This window comes from Pseudomonas sp. S49, from assembly GCF_009866785.1.
In the GTDB taxonomy this organism is placed as follows: domain Bacteria; phylum Pseudomonadota; class Gammaproteobacteria; order Pseudomonadales; family Pseudomonadaceae; genus Aquipseudomonas.
In genome coordinates this window covers 1011429-1036186 of sequence record NZ_CP019432.1, presented here as the reverse complement: position 1 = coordinate 1036186, position 24758 = coordinate 1011429, and the positions used below count along the sequence as shown (strand labels likewise).

Below are 24758 nucleotides of genomic sequence, written 5' to 3'. Positions count from 1 at the left end.
GACCGAGGTGTTTGGGAGATGTACGCCGACGTGAAATACCGAGCCGAACTCAGATTCTGAAACAGATCAAAAGCCCCTCACCCTAACCCTCTCCCAGAGGTAGAGGAGACTGACCGAGGTGTTTGGGAGAGCTACGCCGACGTGAAATGCAGTGGTCTAATTTCCCCGGACACCCCGATAGGTGGAAAATACATCTATCGAGGAGTTATTCATGACTAAAAAACGCAGGGCATTCGACGACAGCTTCAAGCTGCAAGTCGTGAAGATGATCAAGGATCAGGGACTGACTGTTGTGCAGGTTTGCCAGGATCTGAACATTGGTGAGACAGCCGTTCGACGCTGGGTTCAGCAATACGAGGCAGAGCAACTGGGGCAGGCCGGAATCGGCAAGCCATTGACGGCAGAGCAACAGCGCATCCGGCAATTGGAACAGGAAAATCGGCAGCTCAAGGTGGACAACGACATCTTAAAAAAGGCTACCGCCTTCTTTGCCCGCGAGCTGAAGTAAGGTATCGACTGGTTCGGCAGCTGCAACAGAAGGCTTACTCAGTGGCACATGTCTGTCGGTTGCTGAGCATCAGTCGTTCAGGCTTCTATGAGTCTCAGAAGCGTGCTGATGCGCCTGTTCGGCAGAGTTGTCCTGTTCTTGTGCAACTCAAGGCGTCTTTCGCCGAGAGTGGAGGCTGCTACGGCAGCCGCCCTTTGCGCGACGCTTTGCGCGGTAAAGGCATGCTTGTCGGGCTGTATAAAATCCGTCGATTGATGCGGGCTAACGGACTGCGTTCAGCCTGGAAGCGCAAGTTTGTACACACAACCGATAGTAATCATGACCTGCCGATTGCAGAGAATGTACTGAACAGAAAATTTGATCCAGTAGCGCCAAACAAGGCCTGGGTAGCCGACATCACCTATATCCGCACCCGCAGTGGCTGGTTGTATCTGGCCGTGGTATTGGACTTGTTCTCGCGCAAGATAGTGGGCTGGTCGATGGCTCCGAACATGCCGGCAGAGCTGGTGTGCACCGCGATGCAACTGGCTATCGCGCAGCGTCAACCGCCGCCAGGCTTGATTGCCCACTCAGATCGGGGTAGCCAATATGCGAGTGCAACTTACAGAGAATTACTGGCAAGAAACGACATGCAGCAGAGCATGAGCCGTAAAGGTAATTGCTGGGACAACGCAGTGATGGAGCGCTTCTTTTTGAGTTTGAAAATGGAGCGGGTATGGCGCCGTGACTACGCGAACCACGCTGAAGCGATCCGCGACATCACCGAGTACATCGTTGGGTTTTACAACAACGAACGGCTGCACTCGAAACTGGGATATCTGCCACCGACCGTTTATGAGCGAGCGATGGCGTCAAAAACACCTATCGAGGTGTCCGGAATTAGTTGACCACTGCAAGCTACGCCGACGTGCGATACCGCGTTGAACTCAGGTTTTGAAACGCCCGAAAATCGGCTCCCTCTCCCTCGGGAGACGGCTGGGGTGAGGGGCGAATCCACCACAAATCCAAAGCCGACCGCGCCCCGCTCTTCACCACTCAACAGGATGAGCGTTAGCTCGGCTGCAGCTCTTGATCTGTAAGGCGACGTCGGAAGGCTGAGTGGAGGGATTGATCCGGGCGTGGGAGCGCAGCGACCGTTTGGCGAAGCCAAACACAGCGGGAGTAGGTGCAGCGAAGCAAACCGGAGACGCTGCGCCCGGATCGATCCCGGAGCGAAGGAACCCCGAGCCCCAGCGAGCGGGCCGCACGTAGGAGCAAGCGTTTTTTGCTTACTTTTTTTGGCGTTTGAAAAAAAGTGAGTCGCCGTAAGGGCGAAACCCTAAGCCGCCGTTACCGCAGCAACGGATATACACACAAGTGCTAGATATGCCGAGATAGACGCTTCAACAGGAAAAACGATATTTCCGCCAACACCCCCGCCCCAGCTACTCTTCCACGATTACCACCGCCGATTCCCCGGGGACCCCATGCCAAGATCCACCCTAAAACCGCTCTTGATCTCCCTCGCACTAACAGCCATAACCCCGATCGCCAACGCCGCCACAACACTCGTTTATTGCTCCGAAGCCAGCCCGGCAGGCTTCGACCCCAGCCAATACACCAGCGGCACCGACTTCGACGCCTCCGCCGAAACCGTCTTCAACCGCCTCACCCAATTCCAGCGCGGCGGCACCGACATCGAACCCGGCCTGGCAACAAAATGGGACATATCCAACGATGGCCTGCAATACACCTTCCACCTGCGCCAAAACGTAAAATTCCACACCACCGACTACTTCAAACCCACCCGCGACTTCAACGCCGACGACGTGCTCTTCACCTTCCAGCGCCTGCTCGACCCAGACAACGCCTTCCGCAAGGCCTACCCCGCCGAGTCCCCCTACTTCACCGACATGGGCCTCAACACCACAATCAAATCGGTAGAAAAACTCGACGAGCAAACCGTGCGCTTCAACCTCAACAACGTCGACGCCGCCTTCGTGCAAAACCTCGCCATGAGCTTCGCCTCGGTGCAATCCGCCGAATACGCCAACCAACTGTTGAAGGAAGGCAAAGCCGCTGACCTCAACCAGAAACCCATCGGCACCGGCCCATTCGTCTTCAAGCGCTACCAGAAGGATTCACAAATCCGCTATGCCGCCAACACGGCCTACTGGAAACCCGAAGACGTCAAAATCGATAACCTGATTTTTTCGATCACCCCGGACGCCGCCGTGCGCCTGCAAAAACTCAAGGCCGGCGAATGCCAGGTCAGCGGCTACCCGCGCCCGGCCGACATCGAAGTGATGGAAAAAGACCCGAACCTGCGCGTGCTCAAACAGGCCGGTTTCAACCTCGGTTTCCTCGCCTACAACACCACCCACGCGCCACTCGACCAGCTCAAAGTGCGGCAGGCGCTGGACATGGCCATCGACAAACCGGCAATCATCAAAGCCGTTTACCAAAGCGCCGGCCAGTTGGCGCAAAACGCCTTGCCGCCGGCGCAATGGTCGTATGACCCGACCATCAAGGACGCTCCCTACGACCCGGCAAAAGCACGGGTGCTACTGAAAGAAGCAGGGGTTGCGCCAGGTACAACCATCAACCTCTGGGCGATGACAGTGCAACGCGCCTCGAACCCGAATGCGCGGATGTCGGCACAGATGATCCAGCAGGATTGGGAGAAAATCGGCATCAAGGCCAACATCGTCAGCTACGAATGGGGCGAGTACATCAAACGTGCGAAAAATGGCGAACACGACGCCATGATCTATGGCTGGACAGGTGACAACGGTGACCCGGACAACTGGCTTGGCGTGCTCTACAGCTGCGCGGCGGTGAAAGGCAGCAACTACGCCAAATGGTGCGATCCGGCTTACGACAAACTGGTGCAACAGGCCAAGTTGTCCACGGACAAGGAGCAGCGGGTAAAACTGTATCAACAGGCACAACTGATCCTTAAACAGCAAGTGCCGATCACGCCGATTGCAAACTCCACGGTGTTCCAGCCGTTGCGCATGGAAGTCACCGACTTCCGTATTAGCCCGTTCGGTCTAACCCCCTTCTATGGCGTGGGTATAAATAAGTAACACCGAGCCCCAAGGCGGCGCGCACAACGTGACCAGCGCACCGTTTTGGGGCTTCATTTGCACCGTAAAAACCACCCGCAAACGGTCAAATGCGTCAGAAGTTATACAGATGCGACATTAAGGTACGTTCGTGCCACGGTTTAACGCTCACTCACACTCTGGATCTTGCATTGGGTATGGCCCCTGCATAAGTATCCGCAGGCACGACTCACGAGGTCGTACCTCACAACTAAAAAATGACAACAAATCATGAGGCCAACATGCTTAAACACGCGGTCATTCCGTTTTTAGTCGGCGCAGGCTTGTTAGCCTCCGCACCTTTCGCATCCGCTGCGACTAACCTGGTGTTCTGCTCCGAAGGCAGCCCGGCCGGTTTCGACCCAGGCCAGTACACCACCGGAACCGACTTCGACGCCTCAGCCGAAACCATGTTCAACCGTCTGACCCAGTTCGAGCGCGGCGGCACCGCCGTGATTCCTGGTCTGGCGACCAAGTGGGACATTTCCGATGATGGCCTGACTTACACCTTCCACCTGCGTGAAGGCGTCAAGTTCCACACCACCCCGTATTTCAAGCCGACTCGTGAGTTCAACGCCGACGACGTGCTGTTCACCTTCAATCGCATGATTAACAAGGATGACCCGTTCCGTAAGGCGTACCCGACCGAATTCCCGTACTTCACCGACATGGGGATGGACACCAACATCACCAAGATCGATAAAGTCGACGACCACACCGTCAAGTTCACTCTGAAAGAAGTCGACGCTGCGTTCATCCAGAACATGGCCATGAGCTTCGCCTCGGTGCAGTCCGCCGAGTACGCAGCGCAGCTGCTGAAAGAAGGCAAAGCCGCCGACATCAACCAGAAGCCGATCGGCACTGGCCCGTTCGTGTTCAAGAGCTACCAGAAAGATTCCAACATCCGTTACACCGGCAACAAGGATTACTGGAAGCCTGATGACGTGAAGATCGACAACCTGATCTTCGCCATCACCACCGACCCGTCGGTACGTATTCAGAAGCTGAAAAAGAACGAGTGCCAGGTCACCCTGTTCCCGCGTCCGGCCGACCTGAAAGCGCTGAAAGAAGACAAGTCGCTGAAGATGCCTGATCAGGCGGGCTTCAACCTCGGCTACATCGCCTACAACGTGATGGACAAGGTCAAGGGCAGCAACGAAGCCAACCCGCTGGCTGACCTGCGCGTCCGTCAGGCGCTGGACATGGCGGTGAACAAGCCGCAGATCATCGACTCGGTTTATCAGGGCGCAGGCCAACTGGCCGTCAACGCCATGCCGCCGACCCAGTGGTCTTACGACACCACCATCAAGGATGCCAAGTACGATCCTGAGAAAGCCAAACAGCTGCTCAAGGAAGCGGGCGTCAAGGAAGGTACCGAAATCGTTCTGTGGGCGATGCCGGTGCAGCGTCCGTACAACCCGAACGCCAAACTGATGGCTGAAATGCTCCAGTCCGACTGGGCCAAGATCGGCTTGAAAGTGAAGATCACCAGCTACGAGTGGGGCGAGTACATCAAGCGTTCCAAAGGTGGCGAGAACCAGGCCATGATCATTGGCTGGAGCGGTGACAATGGTGATCCGGACAACTGGCTGAACGTGCTGTTCGGTTGCGACTCGCTCAGCGGCAACAACTTCTCCAAGTGGTGCGACAAGAAGTTCGACGGCCTCGTCAAAGAAGCCAAGCGTACAACCGACCAAGGTAAACGCACCGAACTGTACAAAGAGGCACAACACGTCCTCAAAGATGCAGTCCCGATGACACCTATCGCTCACTCGACGGTGTATCAACCCATGCGCGCCAACGTGCAGGATTTCAAGATCAGCCCATTTGGCTTGAACTCCTTCTACGGCGTCAGCGTCAGCAAATAAGGCACTGCAGCGGCGACGTTTTTAACGTCGCCGCTGTTTTATCTGCCGGGAATTCAGGAAATTGCCTACAGCCAATTCCACTGTGGATTACCGCAGCGGTATAGGACGTGTCGCCTTTTCCTACGAGCTTTAAGGCATTTACGCATTTACTGCCAGGACCGCGGCCCCTACCGTCGGGTACTGACCAGTTTCTGCGTGGGCCACCGGTTTGCCGTACGTACTGGATTGAGCTCGATGTAGCCAAACGTCTCCGGATGAGACGACGGCGCATTGAACAACACTAAAAAGAGAGGGAGCGTCATGCGCCATACCTTGGTTTTTTCCGCATTGCTGGGCGCCGGCCTGTTGGCCGCCTCGTCCGCCAGTTTCGCCGCCAGCAAAAGCCTGGTGTTCTGCTCTGAAGGCAGCCCGGCCGGTTTCGATACCGCGCAGTACACAACAGCGACCGATAACGACGCCGCCGAACCGATCTACAACCGTCTCGTCGAGTTCGAAAAAGGCGCGACCAATGTCGTCCCCGGTCTGGCAACCCAGTGGGATATTTCCGAGGATGGTCTCAAGTACACCTTTCACCTGCGTGAAGGTGTGAAATTTCATACAACGCCGTACTTCAAGCCGAGCCGCGATTTCAACGCCGATGACGTGTTGTTCACGTTTAATCGCATGCTGGATGCGCAGCAGCCCTTCCGTAAGGCTTATCCAACCGAATTCCCGTACTTCAACGGGATGAGCCTGAACAAGAACATCGCCAAGGTCGAGAAGACCGGGCCGCTGACCGTGGCGTTCACGCTCAACAGCGTCGACGCCGCGTTCATCCAGAACATCGCCATGAGCTTCGCCTCCATCCTGTCCGCCGAATACGCCGACAAACTGCTGGCCGACGGCAAGCCGAGCGATATCAACCAGAAACCGATCGGCACCGGGCCGTTCGTGTTCAAGAGTTATCAGAAAGACTCGAACATCCGTTACACCGGTAATAAACAATACTGGGATCCGAGCCGGGTCCAACTCGACAACCTGATCTTCGCCATAAACACCGACGCCTCGGTGCGCGTACAGAAGCTCAAGGCCGGCGAATGCCAGATCACCCTGCATCCGCGCCCTGCCGATGTTGAAGCGTTGAAGGCCGACCCGAAACTGCAACTGATTTCCAAGCCGGGTTTCAACCTCGGCTACATCGCCTATAACGTCCGTCACAAGCCTTTCGACCAGCTCGAAGTGCGGCAGGCGCTGGACATGGCGGTGAATAAACAAGGGATTCTCAACGCTGTTTATCAAGGCGCTGGCCAACTGGCCGTGAACGCCATGCCGCCAACCCAGTGGTCTTACGACGACACTATCAAAGACGCCGCCTACAACCCGGAAAAAGCCAAAGAGCTGCTCAAGGCTGCCGGCGTCAAGGAAGGCACCGAAATCACCCTGTGGGCGATGCCGGTGCAGCGTCCGTACAACCCCAACGCCAAGCTGATGGCCGAAATGCTCCAGGCCGACTGGGCCAAGATCGGTCTTAAAGTGAAGATCGTCAGTTACGAATGGGGCGAGTACATCAAGCGCACCAAGAACGGCGAACACGACATCAGCCTGATCGGCTGGACCGGTGACAACGGTGACCCGGACAACTGGCTCGGCACGCTGTACAGCTGCGATGCCATTGGCGGCAACAACTATTCCATGTGGTGCGATCCGGCTTACGACAAGCTGATCAAAGAGGCCAAGGTCGTCACCGACCGCGACCAGCGCACCGTGCTCTACAAACAGGCCCAGCAATTGCTTAAACAGCAAGTGCCGATCACGCCTGTCGCCCACTCGACGGTCAACCAGCCGTTAAGCGCGAGGATCGAAGGGTTCAAAGTCAGCCCGTTCGGTCGCAACGTGTTCTCGGGTGTCGGTATCGATTAAACCAGACGATTAGCCGCAACGCTGAGGGGCGCTGTCTAGCCCCTCACGCAAGCGCTTTGCCGAAATTCGCCAATCCGGCTTTTTGCAAACGTTTGCGATGTGTGAATGAGTTCTAAACCAATAACCGGCACACCAAAAAAAGCCGGCATAAAAAGAAAGTAAAGGAGCTTCACCCATGAAACTGAGCAGCACCGCGATACTGGCCCTGGCCATCAGCAGCATCACCGCCACGGCGTACGCAGAACCTGCAAGTCAGGAGTTCGTCCCTACCACATTGGCCGGCAGTAGCGCCCAAAGCGAGGCCAAAGGCTTTATCGATGGACAAAGCCTGGGCGGCACAACCCGTAACTGGTACGCCAATGAACTGAAGCGTCGTGATGACCGTTTCAGCTACGTGAAAAACAGCGACAAGAACACTTCGCCAGTGGTCAAGACACCGACCCCGCGTCGTATCAACTGGGTGCAAGGCACCATCGTCAACTACACCTCGGGCTTCACCCAAGGCACCGTTGGCGTCAGCACCGAAGTCGCCGCTTACAACGCCATCGTTCTGGACCGTGACCGCAAGGACATCGCCGGCGGTTCCAACCGTACCCTGGCGCACTCCGACGGCGACGCTGTCGACCAGTGGAGCAAACTGGGTCTGGCCAACGTCAAGCTGCGGGTTTCCAACACCACGCTGACCGCCGGTCGCCAGAACTTCAGCACCCCGATCGTTGACGTCATCGGCAACCGTCCGCTGCCTTCGAGCTTTGAGGGTATTACCCTGCACAGCGAAGAGTTCAACAACCTGTCGTTCGACCTCGGTGGCTTCGACCGTGTTTCGCCGCGTACCGAGCAGAGCCTGTCGAAATTCCGCACCGAGTACTCGGCCACTGGCGTTGAGACCGACAAGGTCTACATCGCTGGCGTCAACTATCAGCCGTTCAAGAGTCTGAAAACCAGCCTGTACGGCTCCAACGTCGAAGACTTCTGGAACCAGTACTACTTCGGTGCCACCCACGAACTGGGTGACAGCCAGGTGCTGAGCCTGACCACCGGTCTGAACTACTACAAGACCGTCGACGAAGGCAAAAAGCTCATGGGCGAGATCGACAACGATACTTACTCGCTGTCGCTGGGTCTGGCTCACCAGGCTCACAGCCTGACCTTCTCGTACCAGGAAGTGAATGGCGACACCTACTTCGACTACCTGCACGAAACCAACGGCATCTACCTGGCCAACTCCCTGCTGTCGGACTTCAACGGCCCGAACGAGAAGTCCTTCCAGATCGCCTACGGCATCAACATGGCCGAATATGGCGTGCCAGGCCTGAAGTTCAACATCTACCAGGCACGCGGCTGGGGCATTGACGGTACTCACTACCGTGGCACCGCCTACACCGACCCGGGCGCCAAGCGCGGCGACCTGAGCCTGATGGACGGCGAAACTCACTACGAATACGGCATCGGTGCTTCCTACGCCGTGCAGAGCGGCCCGCTCAAGGCCACTGCGATTCGCGCGACGTACACCACGCACCGCGCCAGTGAAAACCAGGCTGACGGCAACATCAACGAGTTCCGTCTCGTGACCACGATTCCATTCAACATCCTGTAAAAACGCCAGTCGACGGCTGACTCATGATGAGTCGGCCGTTCGGCTTTTTGTCTTCAACCGATTGCAGAGGGTTATCGATGAAAATGCTTCCCCTACGTGCAGCCATCGCGGCTGCGTTGCTGAGTGTCGCTGTCGGCGTCTCGGCCAAACCCTTGGTGGTCTGCACCGAAGCCAGTCCGGAAGGCTTCGATATGGTCCAGTACACAACTGCAGTCACGGCGGACGCTGTGGCCGAAACCATCTTCAACCGTCTGGTGGACTTCAAGCCCGGCACCACGGAAATCGTTCCGGCCCTGGCAGACACCTGGGACATCAGTGAAGACGGTCTGACCTACACGTTCCACCTGCGTAAAGGCGTCAAGTTTCACACCACCGAATACTTCAAGCCGACCCGCGACATGAACGCCGACGACGTGGTCTGGAGCTTCCAGCGTCAGCTGGACCCGAATCACCCGTGGCACAAATTGTCGAGCGTGGGCTTCCCGTACTTTGAAAGCATGGGCTTCAAAGAACTGCTCAAAAGCGTCGAAAAAGTCGACGACCAAACGGTCAAGTTCACTCTGACCCGCCGCGAAGCGCCGTTCCTGGCCGATGTCGCGATGCCGTTCACTGCCATCTACTCCGCCGAGTACGCCGATCAGTTGCTCAAGGCCAACAAGACCGGCGACCTCAACAACAAACCGGTCGGCACCGGCCCGTTCATCTTCCAGCGTTATGCCAAGGATGCGCAGGTGCGCTTCAAGGCCAACCCGGAGTACTTCCGTGGCAAGCCACCGGCCGATGCGTTGATCCTGGCGATTGCCACCGACAACAACGTGCGCCTGCAGAAGCTCAAGGCCAACGAGTGCCAGATCGCGCTGTATCCGAAACCGGATGACATCCCGAGCATCAAGAAAGACGAGAAGCTCAAGGTCGATGAACTGAATGCGATGACCGTTTCGTACATCGCCATGAACACCCAGCACAAATACATGAGCGACGTGCGTGTGCGTAAAGCGATCGATATCGCCTTCGACAAAGCGGCTTACGTCAACGCGCTGTTCGGCCCGGGCAATGCGACCGTCGCGGTCAACCCGTACCCGGACACGCTGCTGGGCTACAACCACGACCTGAAGAACCCGCCACGTGACCTCGACAAGGCCCGCGCCCTGCTCAAGGAAGCCGGGGTTCCGGAGGGCACCGTGTTTACCCTGTTTACCCGCAACGGTGGCGGCCCGACCAACCCCAACCCGATGCTCGGCGCACAGATGATGCAGGCTGACCTGGCGAAAGTCGGGATCAAGATCGACATCCGCGTGATGGAATGGGGCGAAATGCTCAAACGCGCCAAGGCTGGCGAACACGATATGGTCTCGGCCGGATGGGCGGGCGACAACGGCGACCCGGATAACTTCCTGACGCCTATGCTCAGTTGCGAGGCGGCAAAAAACGGCGAGAACTACGCGCGCTGGTGCAACGAGAAATTCCAGACGCTGCTGGATGAAGCACGGGCTAAAGTAGATCCGGCCGAACGCGCCGCGCTCTACGAACAGGCGCAAGTATTGTTTAATCAGGATCAGCCATGGATCAGCATGGCCCACACCAGGATGTTTACCGCAATGCGCAACAACGTAGAGGGCTATCACATCAGCCCTCTCACCACTAATAACTTCGCCACCACCCAGGTGAAGTAGATAAGAAACTCCCGGTGTCCCTGACCCCAGGGACACCGGGCACGCCTAACCGGCTGATGAGGTACCACACACGATGTTTAGTTTTATTGCCCGCCGACTGGGGTTGTTGATCCCCACGTTTTTCGGCATCACCTTGCTGACTTTCGCGTTGATTCGCATGATTCCGGGCGACCCCGTGGAAGTGATGATGGGCGAACGTCGGGTCGACCCCGAAATGCACGCTCAGGCAATGGAACGCCTAGGTCTGAACAAACCGTTGTATGCCCAGTATCTGGACTACATCGGCAAACTGGCTCAAGGCGATCTCGGCGAATCCCTGCGTACGCGTGAGAGCGTATGGACCGAGTTCACCTCCCTCTTCCCGGCGACCCTGGAACTGTCCATGGCCGCCCTGCTGTTCGCCGGCATTCTCGGGCTTCTGGCCGGGGTGATTGCGGCACTCAAGCGAGGATCGCTGTTCGACCACGGGGTGATGGGCATCTCCCTCGCGGGCTATTCGATGCCGATCTTCTGGTGGGGCCTGATCCTGATCATGTTCTTCTCGGTGAGCCTGGGCTGGACCCCGGTTTCCGGACGGATCGACCTGCTCTACGACATCGAGCCACGCACCGGTTTCATGCTGATCGACACGCTGCTGGCCGATGACGTCGGGGCGTTCTTCGATGCCCTGCATCACCTGATTCTGCCGGCCATCGTCCTCGGCACCATTCCGCTGGCAGTGATCGCGCGGATGACCCGTTCGTCGATGCTCGAAGTGCTGCGCGAAGACTACATCCGCACCGCCAAGGCCAAAGGCCTGTCGCCGTCGCGCGTGGTGTTCGTCCACGGTCTGCGCAATGCGCTGATTCCGGTACTGACCGTGGTCGGCCTGCAAGTCGGCACCCTGCTGGCCGGTGCAGTTCTGACCGAAACCATATTCTCCTGGCCCGGCATCGGTAAATGGCTGATCGAAGCCATCGGCGCCCGGGACTACCCGGTTGTGCAAAACGGCATCCTGTTAATCGCCTGCCTGGTGATTCTGGTCAACTTCGTGGTGGACATCCTCTACGGCTTTGCCAACCCACGCATCCGTCATCAGCGCTGAGGTCCATACCATGAGCACTCCAACATCCTCAGTAGCCACGTCCGCCCCAAGCGCGGATCAAAGCCTGCTGTACCCGTCACCGTACAAAGAATTCTGGCAAGCCTTCTCCAAAAACAAAGGCGCGGTTGCCGGCCTGCTGTTCATGCTGCTGATCATCTTCTGCGCGATTTTCGCGCCGTGGGTCGCACCGCATAACCCTAGCGAGCAATACCGCGACTTCCTGCTGACGCCGCCGGCGTGGCTCGAAGGCGGGCAGATGCAGTTCCTGCTCGGCACCGATGAACTGGGGCGTGACCTGCTGTCGCGTCTGATCCAGGGCTCGCGCCTGTCGCTGCTGATCGGTTTGTCGTCGGTGGTGATGTCGCTGATTCCGGGGATTCTGCTCGGTCTGTTCGCCGGTTTCTTCCCGAAGATGATCGGCCCGACCATCATGCGTCTGATGGACATCATGCTGGCCCTGCCATCGCTGCTGCTGGCTGTGGCGATCGTCGCCATCCTCGGCCCTGGCCTGATCAACACCGTGATCGCCATTGCTGTGGTGTCCTTGCCGTCCTACGTGCGTCTGACCCGAGCCGCCGTGATGGGCGAACTGAACCGCGACTACGTGACCGCCGCGCGCCTGGCCGGTGCCGGTCTGCCACGTCTGATGTTCATCACCGTGCTGCCGAACTGCATGGCGCCGCTGATCGTTCAAGCGACCTTGAGCTTCTCTTCGGCGATTCTCGATGCCGCCGCACTGGGCTTCCTCGGCCTTGGCGTACAACCGCCAACTCCTGAGTGGGGCACCATGCTGGCCTCGGCCCGCGACTACATCGAACGCGCCTGGTGGGTAGTCAGTCTGCCTGGTTTGACCATTTTGCTCAGCGTGCTGGCAATCAACTTGATGGGCGACGGCCTGCGCGATGCGCTGGACCCGAAACTCAAGAACGCCGCCTGAGGAGATTCCCATGTCACTGCTAGAAATCAAGAATCTCAACGTTCGCTTCGGCGACAAGACCGCGACCCCGGTGGTCGATGGCCTCGACCTGAAAGTCGACAAAGGCGAAGTACTGGCCATCGTTGGCGAGTCGGGTTCGGGTAAATCCGTGACCATGATGGCGCTGATGGGCCTGATCGAGCACCCCGGCATCGTCACCGCCGACTCGCTCAGCTTTGACGGCAAAGACATGCTCAAACTGAGCAACCGTCAGCGTCGGCAGATCGTCGGCAAAGACCTGTCGATGGTGTTTCAGGATCCGATGACCGCGCTGAACCCGAGCTACACCGTCGGTTTCCAGATCGAAGAAGTGCTGCGTCTGCACCTGAAAATGTCCGGCAAGCAAGCGCGCAAACGTGCGATCGAGCTGCTGGAAAAAGTTGAAATTCCGGGCGCCGCCAGCCGTATGGACGCCTACCCGCATCAACTGTCCGGCGGTATGAGCCAACGCGTTGCGATCGCCATGGCAATTGCCGGCGAACCGAAACTGCTGATCGCCGACGAACCGACCACGGCTCTGGACGTGACGATTCAGGCGCAGATCATGGATCTGCTGCTGGCGTTGCAGAAAGAACAGAACATGGGCCTGGTGCTGATCACTCACGACCTCGCCGTCGTGGCAGAAACCGCCCAGCGCGTCTGCGTGATGTACGCCGGGCAAGCCGTTGAAGTCGGGCAGGTGCCGCAACTGTTCGACATCCCGGCGCACCCGTACAGCGAAGCGCTGCTCAAGGCGATTCCCGAGCACAGCCTCGGCGCCTCACGCCTGTCGACCCTGCCGGGTATCGTTCCGGGCCGCTACGACCGTCCGCAGGGTTGCCTGCTGTCGCCGCGCTGCCCATACGTGCAGGACAGCTGCCGCGCGCAGCGTCCAGGCCTTGATCCGAAAAGCCACAGCCTCGCCCGCTGCTTCTTCCCGCTGAACCAGGAGGTGGCGTAATGGCCGTCGTACTTACCGCCCGCGACCTGACCCGTCACTACGAAGTCTCCCGTGGCCTGTTCAAGGGCCATGCGACCGTGCGCGCACTGAACGGCGTGTCGTTCGAACTGGAAGCCGGCAAGACTCTCGCTGTTGTCGGCGAATCGGGCTGCGGCAAATCCACCCTCGCCCGTGCGTTGACACTGATTGAAGATCCGTCCTCCGGCTCGCTGAAAATCGCCGGCCAGGAAGTCGCCGGCGCCGACAAGGCCCAGCGCAAGCAACTGCGCAAAGACGTGCAGATGGTCTTCCAAAGCCCATACGCCTCGTTGAACCCACGGCAGAAAGTCGGTGACCAGCTCGGCGAGCCGCTGCTGATCAACACCAATCTCTCCGCCGCCGAGCGTCGCGAGAAAGTCCAGGCGATGATGAAGCAGGTCGGCTTGCGCCCTGAGCACTATCAGCGCTATCCGCACATGTTCTCCGGCGGTCAGCGTCAGCGTATCGCCCTGGCCCGGGCGATGATGCTGCAACCGAAAGTGCTGGTGGCGGATGAACCGACCTCGGCACTGGACGTGTCGATTCAGGCGCAGGTGCTCAACCTGTTCATGGATCTGCAGCAGGAGTTCAACACCGCGTACGTGTTCATCTCGCACAACTTGGCGGTGGTGCAACACGTGGCCGATGACGTGATGGTGATGTACCTCGGTCGCCCGGTGGAACTGGGTCCGAAGAACGACATTTACGAGCGTCCGTTGCACCCCTACACCCAGGCGCTGCTGTCGGCGACCCCGACCATTCACCCGGACCCGAACAAGCCGAAAATCAAGATCGTCGGCGAACTGCCTAACCCGCTGAACCCGCCGCCGGGCTGTGCTTTCCACAAGCGCTGCCCGTATGCGACCGAGCGTTGCAGCAGCGAAGAGCCGGCCTTGCGTCAGCTCGACAGCCGGCAGGTGGCCTGCCACTACGCCGAGCAGTTCCTTGATGGCGCGGCCTAAAAACCGCCCTGAAACAATGTGGGAGCGAGCCTGCTCGCGAAAGCGGTGAATCAGTCACCATTAATGTTGACTGAGATGACGCCTTCGCGAGCAGGCTCGCTCCCACAGGGGATGTGAGTTATTCCTGAGTTAACCAAACCCCTTCCACCCCGATTGCGCATCAGTCGAGGCAGTAGGGGTTTTCTTTTGCCTGCAATTTACGTCTGGCTGTCGCCCTCATCGTCGGTATCCGGCTCATCGGTAGTCGAGTCGTCATCATCGGCGCTGCCACCCTGCCCCTGATCGCCCGGCTCGGACTCGGACTTGGCAAGCATCAAACCGCTATGCCCGACCTGCCCGTTGAACGCCTGAGAATCGTGATCCTCGCACTCGGCCCAGGCCGTCGCGGTGCCGAGGGACAGCATGACCATCACTTTCAACAGCAATAAAACCCGTAGCAACCTGCTTTTCATAGCCGACTCCATCCATTTTCAGGTGAGACATTTGTGCCTGACTGGCGCTGTGTGAAATCTAGTTCCGATCCATCGGGTTCACCAGATAGGACGCTAACGAGCACGCAGAAATGCCCTCGACAGACAGATTGCTTTCGAATAACGCCAATCGCCGGATCAGCTAAGCGACCGGGCGCAGGCGCGTGGCCTGCCAAGTCAGCGGGATGGAAATCAACACCATCAGCGCACTCGCCAGCCACACACTGTGGCCACCGAATTGACCGTACAACTGGCCACTGAGTACCGGTGACAACAGCGCACTCGCGCTCCAGCTCATAAAGAACAGGCCGAAGTACTGACCGCTTTTGCCGCCCTGGGCAAAGTGCATGGCCAGCACATTCAGCGGCGGCATGAAAAAGGCCTCGCCCAAGGTCCAGATCAGCGTCGACACGCAGACGTAAAACAGCCCGGAACCGAACGGCAACATGCCGAGCCCGCAGGCCAGCAACACACTGCCGAGCAGCATTTGTCGACGCATGCCCCAGCGCTCGCCCCAATGCGACAGCGGAATCTGCAGGGCGATCACCAACAACGCATTGAGGCCGAACTGCCAACCGATGGCCTCAGTGCTCAGGTGGTAGTAATCACGCAGATAATTGCCCAGCGTGCTGTAGACCGTGTCGAACGCGATGCCAAGCACGGCCGTCGCCGCCAGCAACCAGAGGAACGGTTTGTCGCGATGCGGCACCCCGGAACCTGCGTCGTCCGTGGACTTTTCGTCATTGATCAGCACCGGTCGACGCCACGTAGTGCGGACAAACCACATCAAGGCCAGCAACGTCATTGCCGCGCTGCCGAAAAATACCCAGCGAAAATCAGCCTGCGCCAAAACCCCGCCCGCCACACCGGCGGCGGCCATCCCAAGGTTGCGCGCAACCCGACTCAACGCCTGCGCACGCGAGCGCTGCGCCACCTCGCAATATTCCATGATCAGCCGCTGATGCAGCGTGCGAATAGCCCCGTCGATGCCCCCGCTGAGCAACAGCAATGCCGCCAGCAACGACACCTGCGTCACCAGCCCCAGCAGAATCAGCACCCACACCGAAACAAAGAACAACGCCGCCGTCAGCCGTGCCGTGCGCACATGATCACTGAGCCAGCCACCGAGCATCGACCCGACCAGCAACCCCGCGCCGTACGCCGACAACAACCAGCCAACCGTCTCGATCGCCAGGCCCAGCTCCTGACGCAGATACAGCGCCATGAACAGCTTGACCATGCTGCTCAGGCGATTGATGAACAACAGCGCCGCGAGCACCCAGGCCATCACGCTGAAATAGCCGTTCAGTCGTAGCAAGTGAGTCAGGCGACTCGTCATTCCATTGACCTCTCAAAGCGACGTGCGGGGAGCTGGAACACTAACGGTCAGCAGGCAGGTTGTCGCGTTCAAGAACATCGAAACCACAAAAAGCCGAGTCGTCCTACAGCCATTGCGCGGACGAAACCAGAAACCGACTTGAGATCAAAAGCCCCTCACCCTAGCCCTCTCCCGGAGGGAGAGGGGACTGACCGAGGTGTTTGGGAGAGCTACGCCGACGTGAAATACCGAGCCGAACTCAGATTCTGAAACAGATCAAAAGCCCCTCACCCTAGCCCTCTCCCGGAGGGAGAGGGGACTGACCGAGGTGTTTGGGAGAGCTACGCCGACGTGAAATACCGAGCCGAACTCAGATTCTGAAACAGATCAAAAGCCCCTCACCCTAACCCTCTCCCAGAGGTAGAGGGGACTGACCGAGGTGTTTGGGAGATGTACGCCGACGTGAAATACCGAGCCGAACTCAGATTCTGAAACAGATCAAAAGCCCCTCACCCTAACCCTCTCCCAGAGGTAGAGGAGACTGACCGAGGTGTTTGGGAGAGCTACGCCGACGTGAAATGCAGTGGTCTAATTTCCCCGGACACCCCGATAGGTGGAAAATACATCTATCGAGGAGTTATTCATGACTAAAAAACGCAGGGCATTCGACGACAGCTTCAAGCTGCAAGTCGTGAAGATGATCAAGGATCAGGGACTGACTGTTGTGCAGGTTTGCCAGGATCTGAACATTGGTGAGACAGCCGTTCGACGCTGGGTTCAGCAATACGAGGCAGAGCAACTGGGGCAGGCCGGAATCGGCAAGCCATTGACGGCAGAGCAACAGCGCATCCGGCAATTGGAACAGGAAAATCGGCAGCTCAAGGTGGACAACGACATCTTAAAAAAGGCTACCGCCTTCTTTGCCCGCGAGCTGAAGTAAGGTATCGACTGGTTCGGCAGCTGCAACAGAAGGCTTACTCAGTGGCACATGTCTGTCGGTTGCTGAGCATCAGTCGTTCAGGCTTCTATGAGTCTCAGAAGCGTGCTGATGCGCCTGTTCGGCAGAGTTGTCCTGTTCTTGTGCAACTCAAGGCGTCTTTCGCCGAGAGTGGAGGCTGCTACGGCAGCCGCCCTTTGCGCGACGCTTTGCGCGGTAAAGGCATGCTTGTCGGGCTGTATAAAATCCGTCGATTGATGCGGGCTAACGGACTGCGTTCAGCCTGGAAGCGCAAGTTTGTACACACAACCGATAGTAATCATGACCTGCCGATTGCAGAGAATGTACTGAACAGAAAATTTGATCCAGTAGCGCCAAACAAGGCCTGGGTAGCCGACATCACCTATATCCGCACCCGCAGTGGCTGGTTGTATCTGGCCGTGGTATTGGACTTGTTCTCGCGCAAGATAGTGGGCTGGTCGATGGCTCCGAACATGCCGGCAGAGCTGGTGTGCACCGCGATGCAACTGGCTATCGCGCAGCGTCAACCGCCGCCAGGCTTGATTGCCCACTCAGATCGGGGTAGCCAATATGCGAGTGCAACTTACAGAGAATTACTGGCAAGAAACGACATGCAGCAGAGCATGAGCCGTAAAGGTAATTGCTGGGACAACGCAGTGATGGAGCGCTTCTTTTTGAGTTTGAAAATGGAGCGGGTATGGCGCCGTGACTACGCGAACCACGCTGAAGCGATCCGCGACATCACCGAGTACATCGTTGGGTTTTACAACAACGAACGGCTGCACTCGAAACTGGGATATCTGCCACCGACCGTTTATGAGCGAGCGATGGCGTCAAAAACACCTATCGAGGTGTCCGGAATTAGTTGACCACTGCAAAATACCGAGCCGAACTCAGATTCTGAAACAGATCAAAAGCCCCTCACCCTAGCCCTCTCCCAAAGGGAGAGGGGACTGACCGAAGTGTTTGGGAGAGCTACGCCGACGTGAAATACCGAGTCGAACTCAGATTCTGAAACAGATCAAAAGCCCCTCACCCTAGCCCTCTCCCGGAGGGAGAGGGGACTGACCGAGGTGTTTGGGAGAGCTACGCCGACGTGAAATACCGAGTCGAACTCAGATTCTGAAACAGGTCAAAGGCCCCTCACCCTAGCCCTCTCCCGGAGGGAGAGGGGACTGACCGAGGTGTTTGGGAGAGCTACGCCGACGTGAAATACCGAGCCAAACTCAGGTTTTGAAAGGCCCACAAATCGGCTCCCTCTCCCTCGGGAGAGGGCTGGGGTGAGGGGCAGCCCCAACACAAATCAAGAGCCGAACACCGCTTGGCCCTTAACCACTCAATAGGCCGAGTGTCAGCTCGCCTGCTTTTGATCTTGGAGCCCGTCGGCAGGCTGAATGGAGGGATTGATCCGGGGGTAGGCGCGCAGCGCCGTTCGACGAAGTCGAACACATCGAAAGGAGGTGCAGCGAAGCAAACCGGAAGCGATGCCCCCGGATCGATCCCGGAGCGAAGGAACCCCGAGCCCCAGCGAGTGGGCCGAACGTCAGGGCGCAGACCTTTGGTTCCTTTGGGGCGTTTGCCAAAGGGACTCGCTGTAAGAGCGAAACCGCCAGCAGCAACACCCGTAGCAACGGATATTCACCCAAAACCCCAAGAACCTGGTCGGCCCACAGGCCGCCAAGACCAAAGCAAAAAGCCCCCGATGCTTTCACATCGAGGGCTTCGGACCAACCATTCAGAACTTAATGATGCTCACGCGTCGCCCGGAATTTCACATCCGGCCAACGCTCTTCCATCAACGCCAGATTAACCCGCGTCGGCGCCAGGTAAGTCAGGTGACCACCGCCATCAACGGCAAGGTTCTCCACAGCCTTGTTAGAGAATTCCTCAAGCTTCTTCTTGTCGCTGCACTCAATCCAGCGCGCGGAATACACAGTGATCGGCTCATAAGAGCACTCAACCTTGTACTCCTCCTTCAAACGACTAGCGACCACATCGAACTGCAGCACACCGACGGCGCCAAGAATGATGTCGTTGCTGCGCTCTGGGAAGAACACCTGCGTCGCGCCCTCTTCGGCCAACTGCTGCAGACCCTGACGCAGTTGCTTGGACTTCAGCGGATCACGCAGACGTACGCGACGGAACAGCTCCGGAGCAAAGTGCGGAATGCCGGTGAAGCCCAGGGTTTCGCCTTCGCTGAAGGTGTCGCCGATCTGGATGGTGCCGTGGTTGTGCAAACCGATGATGTCGCCGGCAAAGGCTTCTTCAAGCTGCTCACGTTCGGAGGAGAAGAACGTCAAGGCGTCGCCGATGCGCACGTCCTTGCCGGTGCGCACGTGGCGCATCTTCATGCCTTTCTCGTACTTGCCGGAGCAGATACGCATGAAGGCGATGCGGTCGCGGTGTTTCGGGTCCATGTTCGCCTGGATCTTGAAGATGAAGCCGGAGAACTTCTCTTCGACCGGCTCGACGGTACGCTCGTTGGCCACACGGGCCAATGGACGCGGCGCCCAATCAACGACGGCGTCGAGTACATGATCAACACCGAAGTTGCCCAAAGCAGTACCGAAGAACACCGGAGTCAACTGACCGTCGAGGAATTCCTGCTGGTTGAATTCGTGGCAGGCGCCCTGAACCAGTTCCAACTGCTCGATGAAGCGCTCGTACTCGTCGCCCAGATGCGCGCGGGCTTCGTCGGAGTCGAGCTTCTCGATGATCTTGGTTTCGGTGCGTTCGTGACCGTGACCGGCGGTGTAGACAATGATGTAGTCGTCAGCCAGGTGGTACACGCCCTTGAAGTCGCGGTAGCAACCGATCGGCCAGGTGATCGGCGCCGCCTTGATCTTCAGCACGGCTTCGATCTCGTCGAGCAGTTCGATCGGGTCGCGGATGTCACGGTCGAGTTTGTTGATGAAGCTGACGATCGGCGTGTCACGCAGACGGCAGACATCCATCAGCGCAATGGTCCGTGGCTCTACACCTTTACCGCCGTCGAGGACCATCAATGCCGAGTCCACTGCCGTCAGGGTGCGGTAGGTATCTTCGGAGAAGTCTTCGTGGCCCGGGGTGTCGAGCAGGTTGATCATGTGTTCGCGATACGGGAACTGCATGACCGACGTGGTAATGGAAATACCCCGCTGTTTCTCCATCTCCATCCAGTCGGATGTCGCATGGCGATCGGATTTACGGGATTTCACCGTACCGGCCACTGCAATCGCCTTGCCCATCAACAGGAGCTTTTCGGTGATCGTGGTTTTACCGGCATCGGGGTGGGAAATAATGGCGAAAGTGCGGCGTTTCGCGACTTCGGCGGCCTGGTTGGTCATGGGAAATCGCCTGGCGGTGATTCAAAAAAGGGCCGCGATTATAGCCCAACTCGATGCAATAACCGAACCGTTGAGCACATTAAGGGTGGCCAAATGCTGCCGCAGATGGGAACCTTTTAAAGCACGGAGACGTCCATCCCCTGTTACGAAATTTCGTCAGGGGCTGAAAAATCAGCAAGTTAGCCTGACGAGGCTGCGCTCATGGCTCGCTTTCAGACCGCTTTTTGCCGGTGCTGAGGGAGCTGCTTCTCGCGAACGTTTATTCCCGGCAGCCATGTATGGCATGCCACACGGGAGGGCGTTCGCCGACTACAAAAAAAGGAGTCCGCCTGTGGCTATCCGCTATGGCAAAGGGCTGATGGGAGGTGCGGTGGTGATCGCGCTCCTGGCCCTGCTGGTCCACTGGATCGGCATCAACACGATCGAACACTACCGCGACGATTTGTTGTTTTACCTGCAAGCTCATCTGATTCTCGTCCTCGCTTCAATGCTGGCCGCCCTTGTCGTGGGCATCCCCGCCGGCATCTTCCTCAGTCGCCCGACCATGGTCGGACGCGCCGAACGCTTCATGCAGATCTTCAATATCGGTAACACCGTGCCTCCGTTGGCCGTGCTCGCGATTGCCCTGGGCGTCCTTGGCATCGGCAGTGGCCCGGCGATCTTCGCTTTGTTCCTCGCCTCCTTGTTGCCGATTGTGCGCAACACCTACGAAGGCCTGAAAAACGTGCAGGGCTCGCTGAAAGAAGCGGCCGTCGGCATCGGCATGACCCCGCGCCAAGTGCTGTGGAAAGTCGAACTGCCCAACGCCGTGCCGATCATCGTCGGTGGTGTGCGCGTGGCTTTGGCAATCAATGTCGGCACCGCGCCGCTGGCCTTCCTGATCGGTGCCAACAGCCTCGGCAGCCTGATCTTCCCTGGCATCGCCCTGAACAATCAGCCGCAACTGCTGCTCGGCGCCGCGTGCACCGCGCTGCTGGCCTTGCTGCTCGATGGCGTCGTCACCCTCGCCAGCCGTCTCTGGCTGGAACGCGGTTTGCGCCCGTCTTAAGGCTTTTGTGAAGGAATACCTATGAAACGATTGAGCTTGATTCTGGGCTGTATCCTGCTGTTCGCAGGTATTGCCCAAGCCGCCGACAAACCGGTTATTCGCCTCGGCGCACGCGTGTTCACCGAGCAAACCCTGCTCGCGGAAATCACCGCGCAATACCTGCGCAGCAAAGGCTACGACGCGCAGATCACCGGTGGTCTGGGCAGCAACCTCGCCCGCAGCGCCCACGAAAGCGGACAACTGGACATGCTCTGGGAATACACCGGCGTGTCGCTGGTGGCCTACAACCATGTCACCGAAAAACTCGACAGCGCCCAGTCCTACGCCCGGGTGAAAGAACTCGACGCGAAAAAAGGCCTGGTCTGGCTGACCCCGTCGAAATTCAGCAACACCTACGCCCTCGCCCTCCCTAAAAAGGTCGCCGAGGAATATCCGCAGATCAACAACATCAGCCAGTTGAACGAAGTGCTGCGCGCCGAAGCCAAGACCAATCATCTGGTGGCGCTGGATACCGAGTTCGCCAACCGCTCCGATGGTCTGATCGGCATGGTCGATCTCTACGGCATGAACCTGAGCCGCAAGAACATCCGCCAGATGGATGCCGGGCTGGTTTACACCGCGTTGCGCAACGGTCAGGTGTTTGCCGGTCTGGTCTACACCACCGACGGTCGCTTGAACGCCTTCGGCCTGAAACTGCTGGAAGACGACAAGCACTACTTCCCCGACTACACCGCCGCGCCGGTTGTGCGTCAGGCCTACCTCGACGCGCACCCGCAACTGGCCGAACAGCTCAAGCCACTGGCCGAACTGTTCGATGACGAAACCATGCGCCAGCTCAACGCGCGGGTCGACGTCGATCACGAAAGCCCATCGAAAGTTGCCGCCGATTTCCTGCGCCAACATCCGCTGAATTAAGAGAGGAGAAGTCATGGAATTCCTGAACGCCTTTTCCCATCTCGACTGGCAACAGGTGATGCACCTGACCTGGCAGCACATCACCCTCGTCGGTATTGCCGTGACCCTGGCGATTGTCGTTGGCGTGCCGCTGGGCATTCTGATGACACGCTTTCCGACCCTCGCTGGTCCGTTGCAGGCCAGCGCCACCGTGCTACTTACGGTGCCGTCGATTGCCCTGTTCGGTCTGCTGCTGCCGTTCTACTCCAAGTTCGGCCAGGGCCTCGGCCCGATGCCGGCGATCACCGCGGTGTTCCTTTATTCACTGCTGCCGATCATGCGCAACACCTACCTCGCCCTCACTGGCGTGGAACCGGGCATCCGTGAAGCCGCGCGCGGCATCGGCATGACCTTCGGCCAGCGCCTGCGCATGGTCGAATTGCCGATCGCCGTGCCGGTGATCCTCGCCGGCGTACGCACCGCCGTGGTGATGAACATCGGGGTGATGACCATCGCCGCGACCATCGGCGCCGGCGGCCTCGGTGTATTGATCCTCGCTTCCATCAGCCGCAGTGACATGTCGATGCTGATCGTTGGCGCACTGCTGGTCAGTCTTCTGGCCATTTTCGCTGACCTGTTTCTCCAATGGCTGCAACGCTCGTTGACTCCAAAAGGACTGCTCAAATGATCGAACTTCAAAACCTCAGCAAAACTTTCCAAAGCAACGGCAAAGATGTCAAAGCCGTGGACTCGGTAAGCCTGACCGTCAATGAAGGCGAAATCTGTGTGTTCCTCGGGCCATCGGGTTGCGGCAAAAGCACCACGCTGAAAATGATCAACCGCCTGATCAAACCGACCTCGGGCAAGATCCTCATCAATGGCGAAGACACCACCGATCTCGACGAAGTGACCCTGCGTCGCAACATCGGCTACGTGATCCAGCAGATCGGTCTGTTCCCGAACATGACCATCGAAGAGAACATCGTCGTCGTGCCGAAACTGCTCGGCTGGGACAAACAGAAATGCCACGACCGCGCCCGCGAGTTGATGAGCATGATCAAACTTGAGCCCAAGCAGTATCTGCATCGTTATCCGCGCGAATTGTCCGGTGGTCAGCAACAGCGCATCGGCGTGATCCGCGCACTGGCCGCGGATGCACCGCTGCTGTTGATGGACGAGCCGTTCGGTGCGGTCGACCCGATCAACCGCGAGATGATCCAGAACGAATTCTTCGAAATGCAGCGCGCGCTGAACAAGACCGTGATCATGGTCAGCCACGACATCGACGAAGCGATCAAACTCGGCGACAAGATCGCGATTTTCCGCGCCGGTAAACTGCTGCAGATCGATCATCCGGACACGCTGCTCGCGCACCCGGCGGACGACTTTGTCAGCAACTTCGTCGGCCAGGACAGCACGCTCAAGCGCCTGCTGCTGGTGAAGGCCGAAGATGCGGCGGACAACGCGCCGTCGGTGAGCCCGGAGACGCCAGTGGCCGATGCGCTGGAATTGATGGACGAGCATGACCGTCGCTATGTGGTGGTCACCTGTGCCGAGAACAAGGCGCTGGGGTATGTGCGTCGTCGTGACCTGCACCGTCAGACCGGCACCTGCGCGCAGTTCCTGCGTGAGTTCAATGCCACGGCGGCGTACGACGAGCATTTGCGCATCCTGCTGTCGCGCATGTATGAATTCAACCGCTCGTGGTTGCCGGTGATGGATGCCGAGCGGGTGTTCCTTGGCGAGGTGACGCAGGAGTCGATTGCCGAGTATCTGAGCTCCGGCAAATCTCGCGGCGGCAAGACCAGCATCGTCTCGCCAGCTGAGGCCGTAGTCGCATAAAACACGAAACCTGTGGGAGCGAGCCTGCTCGCGAAAGCGCAATATCAGTCAACTATGATGTTGGTTGTGAAAATGCCTTCGCGAGCAGGCTCGCTCCCACAGGATCTGCGTGATTTTTTCTTCATTCGCCAGCTGGAAAAGAATCTCAACACACGTCACTCAGAGAACACACCAACAAGCGCTTCTGAAACAACTAAAATCCCCTCCATACGCCCCTCTCGCCGCCAACGTCGCCGATGTTGCGCCCATCACACTTACCCACGACTTCGCCGACATAATCCGCGAACGTGC

The 24758-nt window shown here is 58.2% G+C and carries 18 protein-coding genes; 15 read left to right on the top strand and 3 right to left on the bottom strand.

The genetic code is table 11. From position 1 onward, the window contains the following. Positions 1-211: 211 nt before the first annotated feature. From PspS49_RS04380 to PspS49_RS04335, 10 genes are all read left to right on the top strand, one after another. A protein-coding gene (locus PspS49_RS04380; RefSeq protein ID WP_202982094.1) for an IS3 family transposase occupies positions 212-1395 on the top strand; the annotation gives its coding sequence in 2 pieces (ribosomal slippage) (positions 212-476 and positions 476-1395; 1185 coding nt in all). 579 nt (positions 1396-1974) lie between these two features. Continuing rightward, complete coding sequence (locus PspS49_RS04375; protein WP_160038283.1) at positions 1975-3576, top strand: ABC transporter substrate-binding protein; 1602 nt, start codon at positions 1975-1977, stop codon at positions 3574-3576. Between the two features lie 260 nt (positions 3577-3836). Then, entirely contained in the window at positions 3837-5462 is a 1626-nt protein-coding gene (locus PspS49_RS04370; RefSeq protein ID WP_127925815.1) for an ABC transporter substrate-binding protein, read from the top strand. A gap of 300 nt (positions 5463-5762) precedes the next feature. After that, complete coding sequence (locus tag PspS49_RS04365; protein WP_160038281.1) at positions 5763-7361, top strand: ABC transporter substrate-binding protein; 1599 nt, start codon at positions 5763-5765, stop codon at positions 7359-7361. A gap of 175 nt (positions 7362-7536) precedes the next feature. Then, entirely contained in the window at positions 7537-8958 is a 1422-nt protein-coding gene (locus PspS49_RS04360; protein ID WP_127925813.1) for an OprD family porin, read from the top strand. 77 nt (positions 8959-9035) lie between these two features. Further along, a complete protein-coding gene (locus tag PspS49_RS04355) occupies positions 9036-10631 on the top strand; it encodes an ABC transporter substrate-binding protein (RefSeq protein ID WP_160038279.1) in 1596 nt (531 codons plus the stop codon). A 73-nt stretch (positions 10632-10704) separates the two neighbouring features. Next, positions 10705-11715: an ABC transporter permease subunit gene (locus tag PspS49_RS04350; RefSeq protein WP_007917620.1), complete on the top strand. Its 1011-nt coding sequence runs from the start codon at positions 10705-10707 to the stop codon at positions 11713-11715. A 10-nt stretch (positions 11716-11725) separates the two neighbouring features. Beyond that, positions 11726-12652 carry an ABC transporter permease subunit gene (locus tag PspS49_RS04345; RefSeq protein WP_027610812.1) on the top strand — a complete coding sequence of 309 codons (927 nt, stop codon included), beginning with the start codon at positions 11726-11728 and terminating at the stop codon, positions 12650-12652. A 10-nt stretch (positions 12653-12662) separates the two neighbouring features. Next, entirely contained in the window at positions 12663-13631 is a 969-nt protein-coding gene (locus PspS49_RS04340; protein WP_095125386.1) for an ABC transporter ATP-binding protein, read from the top strand. Next, entirely contained in the window at positions 13631-14611 is a 981-nt protein-coding gene (locus PspS49_RS04335; RefSeq protein ID WP_127925811.1) for a peptide ABC transporter ATP-binding protein, read from the top strand. Before PspS49_RS04340 ends, PspS49_RS04335 begins: the two co-directional genes overlap by 1 nt. A gap of 197 nt (positions 14612-14808) precedes the next feature. Here the strand turns inward: PspS49_RS04335 and PspS49_RS04330 are convergent, their stop codons facing one another. Both PspS49_RS04330 and PspS49_RS04325 read right to left on the bottom strand, forming a co-directional pair. Beyond that, a complete protein-coding gene (locus PspS49_RS04330; protein ID WP_150705927.1) occupies positions 14809-15063 on the bottom strand; it encodes a hypothetical protein in 255 nt (84 codons plus the stop codon). 160 nt (positions 15064-15223) lie between these two features. Beyond that, positions 15224-16420, bottom strand: coding sequence for an MFS transporter (locus PspS49_RS04325; RefSeq protein ID WP_160038277.1), 1197 nt, complete (start codon positions 16418-16420; stop codon positions 15224-15226). Positions 16421-17042: 622 nt separating this feature from the next. On the opposite strand from PspS49_RS04325, the gene PspS49_RS04320 reads away from it, so the two are divergent. Further along, positions 17043-18226 (top strand): IS3 family transposase gene (locus PspS49_RS04320; RefSeq protein WP_202982094.1). Its coding sequence is split into 2 segments (ribosomal slippage): positions 17043-17307 and positions 17307-18226, totalling 1185 coding nucleotides; the frame shifts between segments, so codons are not numbered across the junction. A gap of 873 nt (positions 18227-19099) precedes the next feature. Here the strand turns inward: PspS49_RS04320 and PspS49_RS04315 are convergent. After that, positions 19100-20683: a peptide chain release factor 3 gene (locus tag PspS49_RS04315; protein WP_007915312.1), complete on the bottom strand. Its 1584-nt coding sequence runs from the start codon at positions 20681-20683 to the stop codon at positions 19100-19102. A 358-nt stretch (positions 20684-21041) separates the two neighbouring features. Between PspS49_RS04315 and PspS49_RS04310 the strand changes: the two genes are divergently transcribed. From PspS49_RS04310 to PspS49_RS04295, 4 genes are read left to right on the top strand one after another with little or no spacing between them, the layout of a single operon-like run. Next, entirely contained in the window at positions 21042-21731 is a 690-nt protein-coding gene (locus PspS49_RS04310; protein WP_169844036.1) for an ABC transporter permease, read from the top strand. Positions 21732-21752: 21 nt separating this feature from the next. Further along, positions 21753-22646, top strand: coding sequence for a glycine betaine ABC transporter substrate-binding protein (locus PspS49_RS04305; RefSeq protein ID WP_127925807.1), 894 nt, complete (start codon positions 21753-21755; stop codon positions 22644-22646). Positions 22647-22659: 13 nt separating this feature from the next. Continuing rightward, entirely contained in the window at positions 22660-23313 is a 654-nt protein-coding gene (locus tag PspS49_RS04300; RefSeq protein WP_007915307.1) for an ABC transporter permease, read from the top strand. Continuing rightward, positions 23310-24467 (top strand): ABC transporter ATP-binding protein, encoded by a 1158-nt coding sequence (locus PspS49_RS04295; RefSeq protein ID WP_150691842.1) that lies wholly within the window; start codon positions 23310-23312, stop codon positions 24465-24467. Before PspS49_RS04300 ends, PspS49_RS04295 begins: the two co-directional genes overlap by 4 nt. Positions 24468-24758: the final 291 nt, after the last annotated feature.

What these genes read in the sequence shown, in the direction of transcription:
- PspS49_RS04375 (WP_160038283.1), top strand. Translation starts at nt 1,975, where the DNA reads ATGCCAAGATCCACCCTAAAACCGCTCTTGATCTCCCTCGCACTAACA.
- PspS49_RS04370 (WP_127925815.1), top strand. Translation starts at nt 3,837, where the DNA reads ATGCTTAAACACGCGGTCATTCCGTTTTTAGTCGGCGCAGGCTTGTTA.
- PspS49_RS04365 (WP_160038281.1), top strand. Translation starts at nt 5,763, where the DNA reads ATGCGCCATACCTTGGTTTTTTCCGCATTGCTGGGCGCCGGCCTGTTG.
- PspS49_RS04360 (WP_127925813.1), top strand. Translation starts at nt 7,537, where the DNA reads ATGAAACTGAGCAGCACCGCGATACTGGCCCTGGCCATCAGCAGCATC.
- PspS49_RS04355 (WP_160038279.1), top strand. Translation starts at nt 9,036, where the DNA reads ATGAAAATGCTTCCCCTACGTGCAGCCATCGCGGCTGCGTTGCTGAGT.
- PspS49_RS04350 (WP_007917620.1), top strand. Translation starts at nt 10,705, where the DNA reads ATGTTTAGTTTTATTGCCCGCCGACTGGGGTTGTTGATCCCCACGTTT.
- PspS49_RS04345 (WP_027610812.1), top strand. Translation starts at nt 11,726, where the DNA reads ATGAGCACTCCAACATCCTCAGTAGCCACGTCCGCCCCAAGCGCGGAT.
- PspS49_RS04340 (WP_095125386.1), top strand. Translation starts at nt 12,663, where the DNA reads ATGTCACTGCTAGAAATCAAGAATCTCAACGTTCGCTTCGGCGACAAG.
- PspS49_RS04335 (WP_127925811.1), top strand. Translation starts at nt 13,631, where the DNA reads ATGGCCGTCGTACTTACCGCCCGCGACCTGACCCGTCACTACGAAGTC.
- PspS49_RS04330 (WP_150705927.1), bottom strand. Translation starts at nt 15,063, where the DNA reads ATGAAAAGCAGGTTGCTACGGGTTTTATTGCTGTTGAAAGTGATGGTC.
- PspS49_RS04325 (WP_160038277.1), bottom strand. Translation starts at nt 16,420, where the DNA reads ATGACGAGTCGCCTGACTCACTTGCTACGACTGAACGGCTATTTCAGC.
- PspS49_RS04315 (WP_007915312.1), bottom strand. Translation starts at nt 20,683, where the DNA reads ATGACCAACCAGGCCGCCGAAGTCGCGAAACGCCGCACTTTCGCCATT.
- PspS49_RS04310 (WP_169844036.1), top strand. Translation starts at nt 21,042, where the DNA reads ATGGGAGGTGCGGTGGTGATCGCGCTCCTGGCCCTGCTGGTCCACTGG.
- PspS49_RS04305 (WP_127925807.1), top strand. Translation starts at nt 21,753, where the DNA reads ATGAAACGATTGAGCTTGATTCTGGGCTGTATCCTGCTGTTCGCAGGT.
- PspS49_RS04300 (WP_007915307.1), top strand. Translation starts at nt 22,660, where the DNA reads ATGGAATTCCTGAACGCCTTTTCCCATCTCGACTGGCAACAGGTGATG.
- PspS49_RS04295 (WP_150691842.1), top strand. Translation starts at nt 23,310, where the DNA reads ATGATCGAACTTCAAAACCTCAGCAAAACTTTCCAAAGCAACGGCAAA.